The following is a 15890-nucleotide window of genomic DNA, read 5'->3' as shown; positions in this document are numbered from 1 at the left end:
CGGCTACGGCACACTTGGGACGTGCTGCTGACGATCACGACCACCGCCGCGCCGGCCACCGACCTGGGCTTCCTCCTGCACAAGCATCCCGAGCGCGTGCAGGAGTTCAGCCAATCGTTCGGCACGGCCACGGTGTTCTACCCGGAGGCGGGCGAGGAGCGCTGCACGGCGGCCCTGCTGCTGGAGGTCGACCCGATCGCGCTGGTCCGCTCGCGCGGCCGCAACTCGCCCGACTTCAGCCTGTCGCAGTACGTCAACGACCGCCCGTACGCGGCCTCCTCGCTGCTGGCCGTCGCGCTCGCCGACGTCTTCCGCACCGCGCGGGCGGGCCGCTGCAAGGCCCGTCCCGAGCTGCCGGGCACCCCGCTGCCGCTGGAGATCCGGGTGCCCGCGCTGCCCTGCCGGGGCGGCCCCGAGCTGGCCCGGCGGCTGTTCGAGCCGCTGGGGTGGGCGGTGGAGGCGCAGACGCTGCCGCTCGACGAGGGTTTCCCCGAATGGGGCGAGTCCCGGTACGTGCGGCTGACCCTGCGCGGCACCCTGCTGCTGGCCGACGCGCTCAACCACCTCTACGTGCTGCTCCCCGTGCTCGACGACGGCAAGCACTACTGGATGGCCTCCGACGAGATCGACAAGCTGGTCAGGGCAGGGGCGGGCTGGCTCGGCGGGCACCCGGAGCGCGGGCTGATCGCCCGGCGCTACTTCGGGCGGCGCTGGGCGCTGGCCCGCACCGCGCTGACCAGGCTGGCCGAGCTGGGCGACGAGACCGAGGAGGAGCTGGAGCCGGCGCTCGCCGAGGAGGCGCCCGCCGGGGAGACCGCGTCCGACGAGGCCGCCTTCGCCGAAGCCGCCGCCGAAGCCGAGGCCGCCGCCGAAGCCGGTGCCGGTGCCGGTGCCGAAGCCGGGGCCGATGGCGAGGGCGTTTCGGAAAGCGGCGTGCAGGGCGATGTCCAGGGCGGCGTCACGGAAGGCGAAGCCGAGGGGGCCGGCGCGGTGCGGAAGGCGCGGCCGCTCAACACGCTGCGGCGCGAGGCCGTGCTGCGCAAGCTGGAAGAGCTCGGCGCGGTCAGCGTGATCGACCTGGGCTGCGGGCAGGGCGAGCTGGTCGCCGCGCTGCTGGCCAGGCCCAGGTTCGCGCGCGTGGCCGGCATGGACGTCTCCTCCCTGGCGCTCACCATCGCCGCCCGCAAGCTGCGCCTGGACCGCATGCCCGACAGCAAGCGGGCCCGGCTCACCCTGTTCCAGGGCGCGCTCACCTACACCGACAAGCGCCTGGCCGGCTACGACGCCGCCGTGCTCATGGAGGTCGTCGAGCACGTCGACCCGCCGCGGCTGGCCGCGCTCGAACGCGTCGTGTTCGGCCGCGCCCGCCCGAACCACGTGCTCGTCACCACCCCCAACATCGAGCACAACGTGCGCTACGAGTTCCTGACCGGCCTGCGCCACCCCGACCACCGCTTCGAGTGGACGCGGGCCGAGTTCGCCGCCTGGGCCGGCCAGGTGGCCGCCCGGTACGGCTACCACGTCGCCGTCGAACCCGTCGGCGAGGACGACCCCGAGGTCGGCCCGCCCACCCAGATGGGAGTCTTCACCCGTGATCAGCGTTCCTGAGCTGTCGCTCGTGGTGCTCGTCGGCGTCTCCGGCAGCGGCAAGTCCACCTTCGCGCGCCGGCACTTCAAGCCCACGCAGGTCATCTCCTCCGACTTCTGCCGCGGCCTGGTGTCCGACGACGAGAACGACCAGGCCGCCACGCCCGCGGCGTTCGACCTGCTGCACCACATCGTCGGCGTCCGCCTGGCCAGGGGGCTGTTCACCGTCGTGGACGCCACCAACGTCCAGTACCCCGCCCGCAAGAGCCTCATCGAGCTGGCCAGGAAGCACGACGTGCTGGCCGACGCCATCGTGCTGGACACGCCCGAGGAGGTGGCGATCGAGCGCAACGCCGCGCGTCCGGACCGCGACTTCGGCCCCGGCGTGGTGATCCGCCAGCGCAAGGAGCTGCGCCGCTCGCTGTCCAAGATCTCCGCCGACGGCTTCCGGCGGGTGCACGTGCTGCGCGGCCTGGAGGAGATCGACAACGCCGAGATCACCTACGAGAAGGCGTGGTCGGACCGGACCGAGCTGACCGGCCCGTTCGACATCATCGGCGACGTGCACGGCTGCCGCTCGGAGCTGGAGAGGCTGCTGGCCAAGCTGGGCTGGCAGGGCCTGACCCACCCCGAGGGCCGCACCGCCGTGTTCGTCGGCGACCTGGTCGACCGCGGGCCCGACACGCCGGGCGTGCTGCGCCTGGTCATGGACATGGTCGAGGCGGGCACCGCGCTCTGCGTGGCCGGCAACCACGAGCAGAAGCTCGTGCGCGCGCTGAACGGCCGCAAGGTCACCGTCGCCCACGGCCTGCGCGAGTCGCTGGACCAGCTCGCCGCCGGGCCGCCCGAGTTCGCCGAGCGGGCCCGGACGTTCATGGACGGCCTGCTCAGCCACTACCGCCTGGACGGCGGCCGGCTCGTCGTCGCGCACGCCGGGCTGAAGGAGTCCTACCACGGCCGCGCCTCCAAGCGCGTGCGCGCCTTCGCCCTGTACGGCGACACCACCGGCGAGACCGACGAGTACGGCCTGCCGGTCCGCTACCCGTGGGCCGACGAGTACCGCGGCCGGGCCATGGTCGTCTACGGCCACACGCCCACGGTCACCCCCGAGTGGGTCAACAACACGATCTGCCTGGACACCGGCTGCGTCTTCGGCGGCCACCTGACCGCGCTGCGCTACCCCGAGCGCGAGATCGTCCAGGTGCCGGCCGAGCAGGTCTGGTACGAGCCGACCAAGCCGCTCGGCGAGCCCGCCCGCGAGCCGGGCATGCTCGACGTCGGCGACGTGATCGGCACCCGGCACGTCGAGACCCGCTTCGGCGGCCGGGTCAAGGTGCTGGAGCAGAACGCGGCCGCCGCGCTGGAGGTGATGAGCCGGTTCGCGGTCGACCCGAGCTGGCTGGTCTACCTGCCGCCGACGATGGCGCCGCCGGAGACGTCCAGGCTCGACGGCTACCTGGAGCACCCGCGCGAGGCGTTCGAGGAGTTCGCCGCGGCGGGGGTGAGCGAGGTCGTGTGCGAGGAGAAGCACATGGGCTCGCGCGCCGTCGCCGTGCTGGCCAGGACGCCCGAGGTCGCCGCGGCCCGGTTCGGCGTGGCCGACGGCAGCACGGGCGCGGTCTACACGCGTACCGGACGGCCGTTCTTCCGGGACATGACGCCGCTGGTCGAGGCGGTGCGCGCGGCCTGCGAGCCGCTGTGGGAGGAGCTGGGCTCCGACTGGGTCGTGCTCGACTGCGAGCTGCTGCCCTGGTCGGCCAAGGCGGGCGAGCTGATCAGGTCGCAGTACGCCTCCGTCGGCGCCGCCGCGCGGGCCGCGCTGCCGGAGGCCGTCACGGCTCTGGAAGCGGCGGCCGGACGCGGGCTGGATGTGGGTGGGTTGTTGACCCGCACCCGACGCCGCTCCGAGAACGCTGCCCTGTTCCGCGACGCCTATGCGCGCTACTGCTGGCCGGTCGACGGTCTCGACGGCATCAGGCTGGCGCCGTTCCAGATCCTGGCCTGCGAGGGACGGGCCACGGCGCTGCAGCCGCACGCCTGGCACCTGTCCACGCTGGCGCTGCTCGACTCGCCGCTGATCGCGCCGACCAGGAACGTGTCGGTCACGCTGGATTCGCCGGAGTCCAGGGCCGCGGCCACCGCGTGGTGGGAGGAGCTGACCGCCGCCGGGGGAGAGGGCATGGTGGTCAAGCCGGCCACGTACGTGCCCGGCCGGGTGCAGCCCGGCGTGAAGGTGCGCGGCCGGGAGTACCTGCGGATCATCTACGGGCCCGACTACACCGAGTCCCTCGACGTGCTGCGCCGCCGTTTCCTGGGCAAGAAGCGCTCGCTCGCGCTGCGCGAGTACGCCCTCGGCCTGGAGGCGCTGTCGCGCCTGGCGGTCGGCGAGGCGGGCTGGCGGGTGCACGAGCCGGTCTTCGCGGTGCTCGCCCTGGAGTCCGAGCCGGTGGACCCGCGCCTGTGACCCCGGCCCCCGTCCCCGTGCGGGAGCCTTCCCCGAGCAGGAGCCCAACCCCGCGAAGGAGAACGTGATGACCGCCGACCGTCACCGTCCCGGCTACGTCCGGCGTGCTCTCGGGCGCGCGCTGCTGCGGTACGCCGTGGCGGTGGTGGTGGCGGTCGTCGTGATCGCGGTCTTCTGGCTGACCCGGGCGTGACGTCCGGTTTGCGGCAAGGTTGGGTAAGCGCCGCGCTACACAGGTGATCTCCGGGTAGGTCCCCGATCACGGGGAAGGGACCTGTATGGCAACTCGGTACACCCATCAGGAGCATCTGGGCCACGTCGTCTTCATCACCGCGGCGGCGGCCATCGGCGGGTTCCTGTTCGGATACGACAGCTCGGTCATCAACGGCGCGGTCACCGGCATCCAGCGGCACTTCGACGTGGGAGCGGTCCAGATCGGCTTCGTCGTGGCCATCGCGCTGCTCGGGTCCGCGCTCGGGGCCTGGATCGGCGGCGGGCTGGCCGACCGGTGGGGGCGTACCAGGTCGATGCAGGTGGCCGCCGGCCTGTTCACCGTCAGCTCGATCGGGCAGATGTTGCCGTTCGCCATCTGGGACCTGGGGGTGTGGCGGGTCATCGCGGGCTTCGCCATCGGCATGGCGTCGGTGCTCGGGCCGGCCTACATCGCCGAGGTCGCGCCGCCCGCCTACCGCGGGCGGCTGGGCTCGTTCCAGCAGCTCGCCATCGTGCTCGGCATCGCGGTCTCGCAGCTCGTCAACTACCTGATCGCCGAGCTGGCCGGCGGCGACGTCAACAACCACCTGTGGGGGCTGCAGGCCTGGCAGTGGATGCTGGGCGCCTGCGCCGTCCCGGCCCTGCTCTACCTGCTGTTCGCCTCCACCATCCCCGAGTCGCCGCGCTACCTGATCATGTCGGGACGGTCGCGGAAGGCCCGCGAGGTGCTGGCCGAGGTCGAGGGCGACGACGTGGACCTCGACGCCCGGATCGCCGAGATCCAGCACGTGCTGCGGACCGAGCGCGTGCCAGGGCTGAAGGACCTGCGCGGCAGCGCGCTCGGCCTGCTGCCGATCGTCTGGGTGGGCGTCATCCTGTCAGCGTTCCAGCAGCTGGTCGGCATCAACGTGATCTTCTACTACTCGTCGGTGTTGTGGCAGTCGGTGGGCATCAACCAGAGCAACTCGCTGCTGATCAGCTTCTCCAGCTCGATCATCAACATCATCGGCACGTTCATCGCGATCGCGCTGGTCGACCGGATCGGGCGCAAGCCGCTGCTGCTCGTCGGCTCGGCCGGCATGGCGATCGCGCTGGGCACCGCGGCCTGGGCGTTCAGCGCGTCGCGGGAGGTCGGCGGCGTGGTCTCGCTGCCCAGCCCGCAGGGGCCGATCGCGCTCGTCGCGGCCAACGTGTTCGTGCTGTTCTTCGCCCTGTCGTGGGGCGTGGTGGTCTGGGTGCTGCTCGGCGAGATGTTCCCCAACCGCATCCGCGCCGCCGCGCTCGGCGTCGCCGCCGCGGCGCAGTGGATCGCCAACTGGCTGATCACGGTCTCGTTCCCGGCGCTGTCGGAGTGGAACCTGCCGCTCACCTACGCCATGTACGCCCTGTTCGCCGCGCTGTCCTTCTTCTTCGTCAGCAAATGGGTCAAGGAGACCAAGGGCCGCAAGCTGGAAGACATGGGCTGACCACGCCGCGGAGTGGGCTAATCTCCGGCACGTGCTTGTCGACGTGCTCGGTCCCGGCCTGAACGTGCTCTTCTGCGGCATCAACCCCGGCCTGATGTCGGAGGCCACCGGCCACCACTTCGCCCGGCCGGGCAACAGGTTCTGGCCCGCGCTGCACCTGTCCGGCTTCACGCCGCGCCTGCTGGCCCCGGCCGAGCAGCACCTGCTCCCCTCGTACGGGCTGGGCATCACGAACATCGTCCCCCGGGCCAGCGCCAAGGCGGCGGAGCTGACCAGGGACGAGCTGGTGGCCGGCGGCCGGCAGCTGGCGGAGAAGGTGGGCGAGCTGGGGCCGCAGGTGCTGGCCGTGCTCGGCATCTCGGCGTACCGGACGGCCTTCGCGCGGCCCAAGGCGGTCATCGGCCCCCAGCCCGAGCAGGTCGGCGGAGCCCGCGTGTGGGTGCTGCCGAACCCGAGCGGGCTCAACGCCCACTGGACCGTCGCCACGATCGCCGGGGAGATGGCCCGCCTGCGCGCCTCGCTGCGCCCGGGCCGGGAACCGATGGTCCCTGACCTGCGCTTGTAGCCGGATCCAAGTCACGCACAAGCCTTGATCGCTAGATACGTACCCGGTTCGTTGTGTCTTCGCACTGGGGGGTCTGGTGGCAAGCCGGCGATTGTCGCGCGTGGTCTGCGCATTGGCGTTGTTAGTGGGTCTGGTCGCGGCCGTGCCGCCACCGGCCGTCGCGTCCGCGGCACCGGACGCCGAGACCGCGGCGCTGCTGTCCGCGGTCGAACGGTTCACGGTCGCGAGCGGCGGCCTGGCCACGCTCGGCCCGATGGGCGAGCAACTGCCGTTCGTCGGCCTGGTGCCCGGCGGCGAGGACGCCCTGGGCCTGAACGACCTGTTCCAGGTGGCCGTCCACGACAAGCTCAAGAGCCTCACCACCCTGGACGACCTCCAGGACGAGTACGAGCTGTCCGGCCCCCGCGCAGGAAAGCTCCTGGCCAAGGCGAGCACGCAGAACGGGACCAGGCGGCTCGACCTGACCCTGGAGGTCACCAGGACGGCGGCCGGCCGCCCGATCTCCGTCAGCAGCGCCCAGCCCAAGGTCTCGCTGACCACCTCGGGCGGCGTGGACGTCACGCTGAAGCTCACCGCCAAGCTGCCCTTCGCCTACGACCCGGCCACGAAGTCCGCCTGGCTGGCCAAGGACGCCGCCATGACCGTGCGGGCCGAGGGCAGGCTCGCCGCAGGGTCCAGGCCCACCGCCGCCTTCGGCATCCTCGGCGTCGACCTCTCGGCGGCCTCGACGCTCTCCGTCGACGCCGAGTTCGCCGCCACCGCCGCCGACCCGGACGGCAACGGCAGGCTGGACACCTCGGAACTGGGCTCGGAGAGCCTGTTCAGCTTCGCCCGCAAGGGCTCGGCCGCGGCCAGGCTGCAGGTCACCGCGCAGCCGTTCGCCGGCGCCCAGGTCGAGGGGGCGGCCGCGACCATCGACGCGAGCTGGCCCGACCTGGCCACCGGCGGGCCGGCCGTCAGCGTGACCCAGGCCGACCTGGACCGGCTCGGCCGCTTCCAGACGCTCACGCCCAAGGACCTGCTCGACGGCCTGACCCACCTGGCCAACGCCGTCACCGCCGCCCAGCGCGCCCGCTGGGACGGGCAGGGCGACCTCGACCTGCCGTTCATGCGCGGCTCGCTGGCCGACGCCGTGCAGGTGTCGGAGGCGATCCACGCCTTCGCCGCCGCCAGCGTGGACCGCAACACCGGCCGGCCCACCTTCACCTCGATCCAGGACCTGTTCGCCGCGCTGGGCAAGGCCCGCGGCCTGCCCGGCGGCGCGATCATCAAGGTCGCCGACGCCGGCTACGACGACGCCGCCAAGAAGATCGCCTTCACCGTCGTCGTGGACCGGACCGTCAACCAGGCCCCCGAGCCGCTCAACCCCGTGGGCCAGACCGTCAGCGGGACGGGCGCGGGCGTCACGTACGAGGCCAAGACGCTGCGGCACGCCGGGCAGAAGTGGACGCCGGGGCAGTTCGCCGGGCGCACGGTCACCGCCGGGACGTCCAGCGGCATCGTGGCCGGCAACACCGCCGACACCGTCACCCTCGCCGAGGAGGGCTGGCGCGGGGGCGTGCCCGCCGCGGGCGCGCCGTACCGGATCTCCGCGAACGACCCCATGATCGGGCAGATCGCCTTCGGCGACACCTTCAAGGCCGCCGCCGGGCTCGACCGCGCCAACGCGACCGCCGCGGTGGCGGGCGTCATGCGCGGCTACCACGCCTCGGCCACGGTCGTGCTCGACCTGAGCGACCCGGTGACGGGCCAGGGGTGCGCGCAGCGGCCGGACGGGCAGCAGAAGGCCTGCCCGTACAAGCACGTCAACGCCGACGGCAGCGCCACCGTGGTGAACGAGCTGCCCAGGGCCGCCGACCGGATCATGTTGCGGACCGGCCGCGACCTGTTCGGCGCCCGCGTGTCGGTGCTCTCCTCGGTCAACGTCAACGCCGTCGCCGGCTACCTGGGCGTCCAGATCACCGGCGACCTCACCATGGGCAGCAGGAACGGCGGCGAGCTGGTCAAGGTCGGGCTCAAGGACCTCGGCGACGTGCCGCTGACCCGGCTGTTCGAGCGGCTGGCCAGCAAGCCGGGCGACGTCCTGACCTCCCAGGTGGACGCGGTGGCCAAGGCACGGCTCACGCTGGGCGTGCCGGGCCTGGCCGACTTCTTCGGCGGGAAGGTCACCGGCGAGGTGGAGATGCCGGACCTCGGCAAGCCCGCCACCGTCAATTTCCGCGGCTTCGACCAGATCGGGAAGGTCAAGGACTTCGCCTTCGACCCCGACAACCCGCAGGCGCTGTTCGGCGCGCTGATCAAGTCCCTGGGCGCGGTGGCCGCGTACCTCGACGGCGTCAAGGGCGCCGGGCCGGTCAACGAGGCGATGACGGCGAAGCTGCCGCTGCTCGGCCGCTCGCTGTCCGACCTGGTGGCCGCGGAGGAGACCGGCTCGGGCCCCGGCGTCGTCTACGGCGACGGCGCCTGCGGCAACGAGAACGCCTACGTCACCGACCCCAGGCGCACGTTCACCCAGGCGCACGTCGGCCGCCGCGTCGCCGTCGGCACCCGGGTGCTGACCGTCGCGACCGCGTGCGGCGAGCACACGTTGTCCTTCGCCGAGAAGTTCGGCCAGGCCGTGCCCGAGGCGGGCGCCGCCTACGCGCTGCGCTCGCCGCTGCGGGACGCGATCGACCGCCTGACCGCCGCGCCGCCGGACACCGTCCAGGCGCTGGTCGCCGAGCTGAACAAGGCGCTGGGCGGCCAGGTGCGCATCGGCTACGAGGACGGCGCCCTGCGGCTGTCGCTGGCCTACGACAAGAAGGCGGCCGTGCAGGAGCCGCTGCGCTTCGCCTTCGGCGACAGCAGCCTGGTCGCCGCCAAGGGCTCGGCCACGCTGGACGCCGCCGTCGAGGGCGAGGTGCGCCTCGGCCTGCGCGTGGCGCTCAAGCGCGGCTTCGACCCGGCCCGCGACCTGCTCGTCGAGACCGACTCCGGCCTCGACCTCCAGGCGAAGGCGCAGCTCGACGGCACCGTCCAGGCCGACGTCGGCCCGCTGCCGCTGGCGCTCGGCAAGGAGGGCGACGACCCGCTGCAGGCCAGGCTCGGTTACGGCATGACCCTGCGCTACGGCGGCGAGGCCCAGGACGCGGTGACCCCCGCCGCCTTCTTCTCCGGGCTCGACCTGGCGCTGAACGAGACGAGCGAGCCGGTCGCCTGCGACCGCGACCCGCACCGCGACGACACCGACCTGGCGCTGTGCGCCGTCCTGCCCGCCTACCTCAACGGCGCGCCGCTCACCGCGGACGGCAAGCACGCGCTCGTGCTGCGGCTGCCCAGGTCCGCCCCGCTGGCCGAGATGTTCGACCTGACGAAGAAGCTCCCCGGCGACGTGAACCGGCTGGAGCTGCCCTCCTTCGACTTCTCGACCCTGCCTCCCGGCCTGGAGCTGGACTGGACCAACCTGGGCGACGGCATCGACCGCTACCTCACCGCCCTGGAGACCGGCATGCGCATGGCCTCCGGCAAGGGCCGGCTGCCCATGGTCGGCGCCGACCTCCAGCAGGGGGCCGACTTCGTCGGCGCCAAGCGCCAAGAGATCAAGGCCGCCCTCGCCAAGCTGCCGAACGGCGGCAAGGTGCCGACCGGCGGCGACCTGCGCAAGTGGTACAACGACGAGCTCGCGCCCAAGGTCGGGCCGGGCGTGCAGCCGGTGATCACCTGCGTGCAGGCGCCCGTCCCCGACCCCGCCAAGCCCGAGGCCTGCGACGCGGCCAAGGGCACCGAGCTGACCGGCATCGCGTTCAAGGTCAGCGTCGGCAAGGGCGACGTCGATCCCGAACAGGGCTGCGTCAAGGACTGCCTGGGCGTGGAGCGGCCGCTCGACGTCGGCGTGCCCGGCCTCGCGCTGAAGCAGGGCAAGGGCAAGGGCGTACGGGCCGAGCTGGGCTGGCACGCCGAGGTCATGGTGGGCCTGGACCGGACCAGCGGCTTCTACGTCGACGCCGGCGAGGCCAACCGGCCGCGGGCGACCGTCGGCGTCAACGTCTCGCTGCCCGACGAGATCAACGCCAGGCTGGCGATCCTCGACGTCACGCTCAAGAACCGCGAGCAGAACGCCCCCGACCTGTTCGCGGGCGCCTTCACCATCGGCTTCAAGCCGGTCGGCCGGATCGGCCTGGACCAGCTCGCCGACGCCGGCAGCCTGGTGGAGACGTCGCTGAACGCCAAGGTCGCCGTGGACTGGCGCTTCAAGGTGACGGCCGGCTCGGCCATGTTCCCCGGCCTGTACGGCGACTTCGACCTGGACTGGGACCTCACCAAGGGCGGCTCGCCCGATCCGGCGAACCTGAACATCGCCTTCAACAACGTGAACCTGGAGGCCGGCGACTTCTTCCGGAGCGTGCTCGGCCCGGTGGTGACCCAGGTCAAGAAGGTCACCGACCCGGTCAAACCGGTGATCGACCAGCTCTACGCGCCCATCCCCGTGCTGTCGGACCTGAGCAGGGCCGCAGGCGGCGGCGAGGTGAACCTCATGACGATCGCCAAGAAGTACAACACGGTCGCGGGCGGCGGCACGACCAAGTTCATCGAGCGGATGATCGAGGTCGGCAGGCTGGTCACGTCGTTGCCCGACTGCCAGGGAGAGCTGCGCATCCCGATCGGCAGCTTCACCGTGGCCGGTGACCGCGCGCTGAACACCGAGAACTCGCCCGACGTCGCCGACTCGCTGATCAAGGACGTGGCGCCCGCCACGGACGACCTGTTCGCCGCGCTCGACCAGGGCGCCAGGTCGTGCGGGAAGGGCAAGACCGCCGACGCGCAGGGGCCGATGGAGCACTCCGCGAAGGCGGGCTTCAGCTTCCCCGTGCTGCAGAACGCCGGGCGGTCGATCTTCAGCCTGCTGATGGGCAAGGACGTGGAGCTGGTCGCGTTCGACTCCGGGCCGCTGCGCCTCGGCTTCTCCTACAGCCAGTCCTTCGGCCCGGTCTGGTCGCCGCCGCCGATCATGGTCGTCATCTCCGGCACCGCCGGGGTCGAGGCCCAGATCAGGGCGGGCTTCGACACCTACGGCATCCGCAAGGCGATCGAGCAGGGCAAGGTCGACCTCCAGGTCCTCGACAGCCTCTACCTGAAGACCACCGACGACCAGGGCAGACCGCTGCCGGCGATCTCCCTGACCGGGCGGCTGGAGGCGGGCGCGGCGGTCGACGTGGTGCTGGTCAAGGCGGGCGTGAGCGGCGGCATCTTCCTCACCGTCGCCATGAACTGGCTCGACCCCACCAACGACGGCAAGTTCAGGTTCTTCGAGTTCGCCGACGTCCTGCTGCGCAACCCGCTGTGCCTGTTCTCCCTGGACGGCGAGCTGAAGGTCTATCTGAAGGCGTGGGTCGAGGTGGGCATCTCGATCTTCAAGAAGCGGTTCGACTGGACCATCGTCGAGGCCAAGCTGCTCGACTTCTCGGTCCGGCCCAAGTGCGACGAGGACCCGCCGAAGCTCGCGACCGAGGCGGGCGACGCCCTGGTGCTGCACGTCGGCGCGATGCGCAAGGCCAGAGGCGGCAGCACCGCCAAGCCGGGCGACGACGCCGAGCAGTGGACCGTCAGCCAGCTCCCCGGCGACGAGGGCTTCGTGGTCAGCGCGCTGGGCGTGCGCGAGGAGCACCGCGCGTCCGGCCTGACGCGGGTGCTGGCCGACGGCCGGGGCGCGAAGGGCGCGCTGCGGCTGGTCTTCCAGGGGTACGGCGACGACGCCGCCGGAGCTCACCCGTTCGACCGGACGGTGGTGGCCTTCGGCGGCGACGGCGACGACCTGATCCTGGCCGGCGCCGGCCGCAACGTGATCGACGGCGGCAAGGGCGACGACCAGATCACCAGCGGCGACCAGTACGACGGGCCCGCCGCGATCGTGGCCGGCGGCCCCGGCGACGACTACGTCACCATGGGCGGCGCGGGCGGCTGGGTGGCCGGCGACGGCCGCCTGACCCCCGCCACCCGCAAGGTCGGCGACGTCGACGTGGCCGACTGGACCGGCGACGACCTGCCCGGCGCGCCGGACGACGGCCCGGCCGACGGCGGCGACCGCATCGCGGCCGGTCTCGGCGCGAACCGGCTGTACGGCAACGGCGGGAACGACACCATCGCCGTCGCCTCCGACAGCCCGCTGGCCGCCACCGACCCCTCGCCGCGGTTCCGCGCGCAGCCGAGCCTGCTGGTCGGCGGCCCCGGCGCCGACACCCTGACCGGCGGCTCGGCGGCCGACGAGATCTACACCGGGCCGCGCGAGGAGATCGGCCGCGACGAGTCGGGACCCGCCGACTCCGGGCCGAACTACGTCGACACCGGCGCGGGCGCCGACAAGGTGTACGGCGGTCAGGGCGTGGACCTGGTCGCCGGCCACTCGGCCCCCGGCGAGGCCGTGCAGATCATCGGCGGTGGCGGGGACGACGTGCTCGCGGGCGGCCACGGCAAGGACGACATCTCCGGCGGCCCCGGCGACGACTGGGTGATCGCCGAGCCGTCCGACGTCGGCGAGGCCCAGGGCCGCGACGACTTCGGCCCGGCCAGGCAGGTGCGTCACCTGCCGCTGCCCGCGGGCGTCCAGCCCTCGGCCAAGGAGCTGTCCGGCGGCGACGGGAACGACCACGTCATCGGCGGCGACGGCGGCGCTACCGTCTTCGGCGACCGCCGGCGGGACGAGCCGTGCGAGGAGCACGACGGCGCCGCCGACGGCCGGGACCTGATCATCGGCGGCGCGGGCAAGGAGACCGTGTCGGCCGGCGGCGGCGCCGACCGGGTCGAGGCCGGCGGCGGCCAGGACGTGGTCTGCGGCGAACGCGGCGACGACCGCCTGTCCGGCGGCTCGGGCGACGACCGGGTCTCGGGCGGCTCGGGCGACGACACGGCGCTCGGCGACGACGGCGCCGACGAGGTGACCGGCGGCTCCGGCGACGACACCCTGTACGGCGGCGCGCACGACGACACCGTCGTGGGCGAGTCCGGGCAGGACCGCGCGTTCGGCGGCGACGGCGACGACCTGGTCGTCGGCGGCACCCGTACGGCGGGCAAGGACGACAAGGGCGACTTCCTGTACGGCGACGCCGGGGCGGACACGCTGATCGGCGACAACGGCGGCGCCGACGGCCCGTTCGACCTCGACGGCACCCCGGAGGAGGCCGGCGGCCCGGACGTGATCCACGGCGGCGACGGCGCCGACCGGGCGCACGGCGGGATCGGCGCCGACGAGGTGCACGGCGACGCGGGCGACGACCACCTGGAGGGCGGCGTCGGCGGCGACGAGGTGTACGGCGAGGCGGGCGAGGACGAACTGGTGGGCGGCGCTTCGGGCGCGTACCCGGACGGCGGCGACACGCTGCTGGGCGGCGACGGCCCGGACGTGATCGCCGCCGACAACGCCACCCTGACCTCCACCAAGGCAGGCACGTCAGCCAAGCAGGGCCCGTCAACCACGGAGAGCCCGTCGGCGACGGAAAGCCCGTCGGCCAAGGAGGGCACATCCGCGACGGAAAGCCCGTCGGCCAAGGAAGACACGTCAGCCGCGGAAGGCGCGTCGGCGACCTCGGTCGCCGTGCGGACGGGGCAGACGGCCGCGCACCAGGTGAAGCTGCTCGCGGGCGGCTTCGGCCCGGACGTGGCCGACGGCGGCGCGGGCAACGACGCGATCTTCGGCCAGGGCGGCCCCGACCGGCTGCGCGGCCAGGAGGGCGACGACTACGCCGAGGGCAGCGCGGGCGTGGACTGGGTCGAGGGCGACCAGGGCGACGACGACCTGGTCGGCGGCAGCCACACCACGATCGACGACGCCGCCGACGCGCTCCACGGCGGCCCCGGCGACGACGTCGTGGCCGGCGACAACGCCGTGGTGACGCTGACCGGCACCCCGGCCAGGGCCACCGTCCGCATCGGCTCGGCGGGCGCCCCGATGACCCCGCGCGCGGTCACCCTCCTGAGCGACGGCTCGGGTGGGGATCGCATATCGGGTGGGGCAGGGGTGGACGTGCTGTGGGGGCAGGGCGGTGATGACCAGCTGTCCGGCGGCGGCCACGGCGACTACGCCGAGGGCGGTGACGGCAAGGACCAGATCCGCGGCGACCTGCCGCTGACGGCCGAGTCCGCCCACACCACCACGCAACCGCTCACCGACCCCGGCTGGAGGGGCGACGCCAGTGGCCCCGCCGACCTGGAGGGCGACGGCGCCCCCGGTCAGGACGACCTGATCGGCGGCTCGGCCAAGCAGGCCGCCCCCGACGCGGCCGACGCGATCGAGGGCAACGGCGGCGCCGACGTCCTGCTCGGTGACAACGGCTCGCTCGTCCGCACCGTGACGGGCAACGCCGAGAAGGTCTACACCGAGCGCTACCCGGCGGGCCAGGCGCCCGCGGACGCGACCCGCGTACGCAGCCACGACCCGGCCCTGCCGGGCGACTCGACCCGGTTCTGCACCCAGGCCCAGGCCACCTGCGAGCCGGCCGGCTCCTACGGCGCCGACCACCTGTACGGCGACGACGGCGACGACGCGCTGTGGGGCCAGGACGGCGACGACACCCTGCACGGCGGCCAGGGCGACGACGACCTGTTCGGCGAGCTGGGCGACGACGACCTGGACGGCGGCGCGGGCGAGGACGCCATGCTCGGCGACCGCGGCGGCGTGCTGAACGAGCGCATCGACGCCTCCGACGCCCAGCGGCTCGGCTTCACCGTCAGCCTCAACGCCCCGCCGAAGGAGACCTACAAGGGCTTCCAGGCCGGCACCTACGACCGCCGCACCGACCTGCTGCACGACACCGACGGCGACACCTGGACGGCCGCCGCCATGCCGCACGACGGTTTCGCCAAGGGCGGGGCGGACCGCATGCGCGGCGGCCCCGGACGCGACAGCATGCACGGCGGCGCCGGCGACGACCTGGTCAACGGCGACAGCGGCGGCGACGAGGTGTTCGGCGGCGACGGCGACGACCTGCTGTGGGGCGGAAAGGGCTGCGACCCGGCCCTGGACGCGGCCACCGCGGACTGCCTGTCGGGCGGCGTGTTCGACCCGGCCGCCCGCGGCGCCGGCGACCGCTTCGTCGACCACGTCTTCGGCGGGGCCGGCGCGGACCTGCTCGACTACAACCCGCGCGGCTCCTACCCCGGCTCGTGCGCCCCCGGCAAGATGCCCGAAGGCGAGCTGACCACGGTGGTGGACCCGTGCGCGTGGTTCCGCATGACCGACAAGGACAACGCCGCCACCGCCGACGACCAGCACCACCAGGGCGTGGACTGGCAGTACGGCGGCGCCGACCGCGACGTCCTGCAGGGCGACCGCACGGCCAACGGGCCCAACCCGGGCGACAAGATGATCGACTGGAACGGCGGCTTCAACCTCTACACCCACTGCGGCCCGGCCAACGGCGGACACAACATCGTCCGCCAGCACTCCCCGGCGATGCTCGACTTCCTGGCCAAGGTGGCCTGGGGCGCGGGCGCGGGCCGCAGCGCGGGCGACCCGTCGGGTTCGCGGGAGGTGGCCGTCCCGGCCTCGGGCGACAGCGGTTCGCCCTATCCCACCTCACCTGGCCACTTCGACTCGCCCGTGGCCTGCGCGGGCTGATCAGGA

6 protein-coding genes are annotated in these 15890 nt (G+C 73.2%); all 6 read left to right on the top strand.

What is annotated here, in order from left to right; genetic code table 11:
- Positions 1–21: 21 nt before the first annotated feature.
- The 6 genes from ACFYYW_RS38460 (at position 22) to ACFYYW_RS38435 (ending at position 15884) form a co-directional block, all read left to right on the top strand.
- Positions 22–1608 (top strand): 3' terminal RNA ribose 2'-O-methyltransferase Hen1, encoded by a 1587-nt coding sequence (locus ACFYYW_RS38460; RefSeq protein WP_387656746.1) that lies wholly within the window; start codon positions 22–24, stop codon positions 1606–1608.
- A complete protein-coding gene (locus ACFYYW_RS38455) occupies positions 1592–4051 on the top strand; it encodes a polynucleotide kinase-phosphatase (RefSeq protein WP_387656743.1) in 2460 nt (819 codons plus the stop codon). The genes ACFYYW_RS38460 and ACFYYW_RS38455 overlap by 17 nt, the downstream gene beginning before the upstream one ends.
- Before the next feature lie 67 nt (positions 4052–4118).
- Positions 4119–4244 (top strand): hypothetical protein, encoded by a 126-nt coding sequence (locus ACFYYW_RS38450; protein WP_352326762.1) that lies wholly within the window; start codon positions 4119–4121, stop codon positions 4242–4244.
- Positions 4245–4329: 85 nt separating this feature from the next.
- A complete protein-coding gene (locus ACFYYW_RS38445) occupies positions 4330–5730 on the top strand; it encodes a sugar porter family MFS transporter (protein WP_387656740.1) in 1401 nt (466 codons plus the stop codon).
- Positions 5731–5761: 31 nt separating this feature from the next.
- The gene (gene mug / locus ACFYYW_RS38440) at positions 5762–6295 is read left to right on the top strand and encodes a G/U mismatch-specific DNA glycosylase (RefSeq protein ID WP_387656738.1); all 534 of its coding nucleotides are present in this window, start codon (positions 5762–5764) and stop codon (positions 6293–6295) included.
- 112 nt (positions 6296–6407) lie between these two features.
- On the top strand, positions 6408–15884 hold the full coding sequence (locus ACFYYW_RS38435) for a hypothetical protein (RefSeq protein ID WP_387656735.1): 9477 nt from the start codon (positions 6408–6410) through the stop codon (positions 15882–15884).
- The last annotated feature ends 6 nt before the right edge of the window (positions 15885–15890 follow it).

Origin of the sequence: Nonomuraea sp. NPDC001831, from assembly GCF_042892035.1 — a bacterium.
In the GTDB taxonomy this organism is placed as follows: domain Bacteria; phylum Actinomycetota; class Actinomycetes; order Streptosporangiales; family Streptosporangiaceae; genus Nonomuraea.
This window is presented reverse-complemented; position numbering and strand designations above follow the sequence as displayed.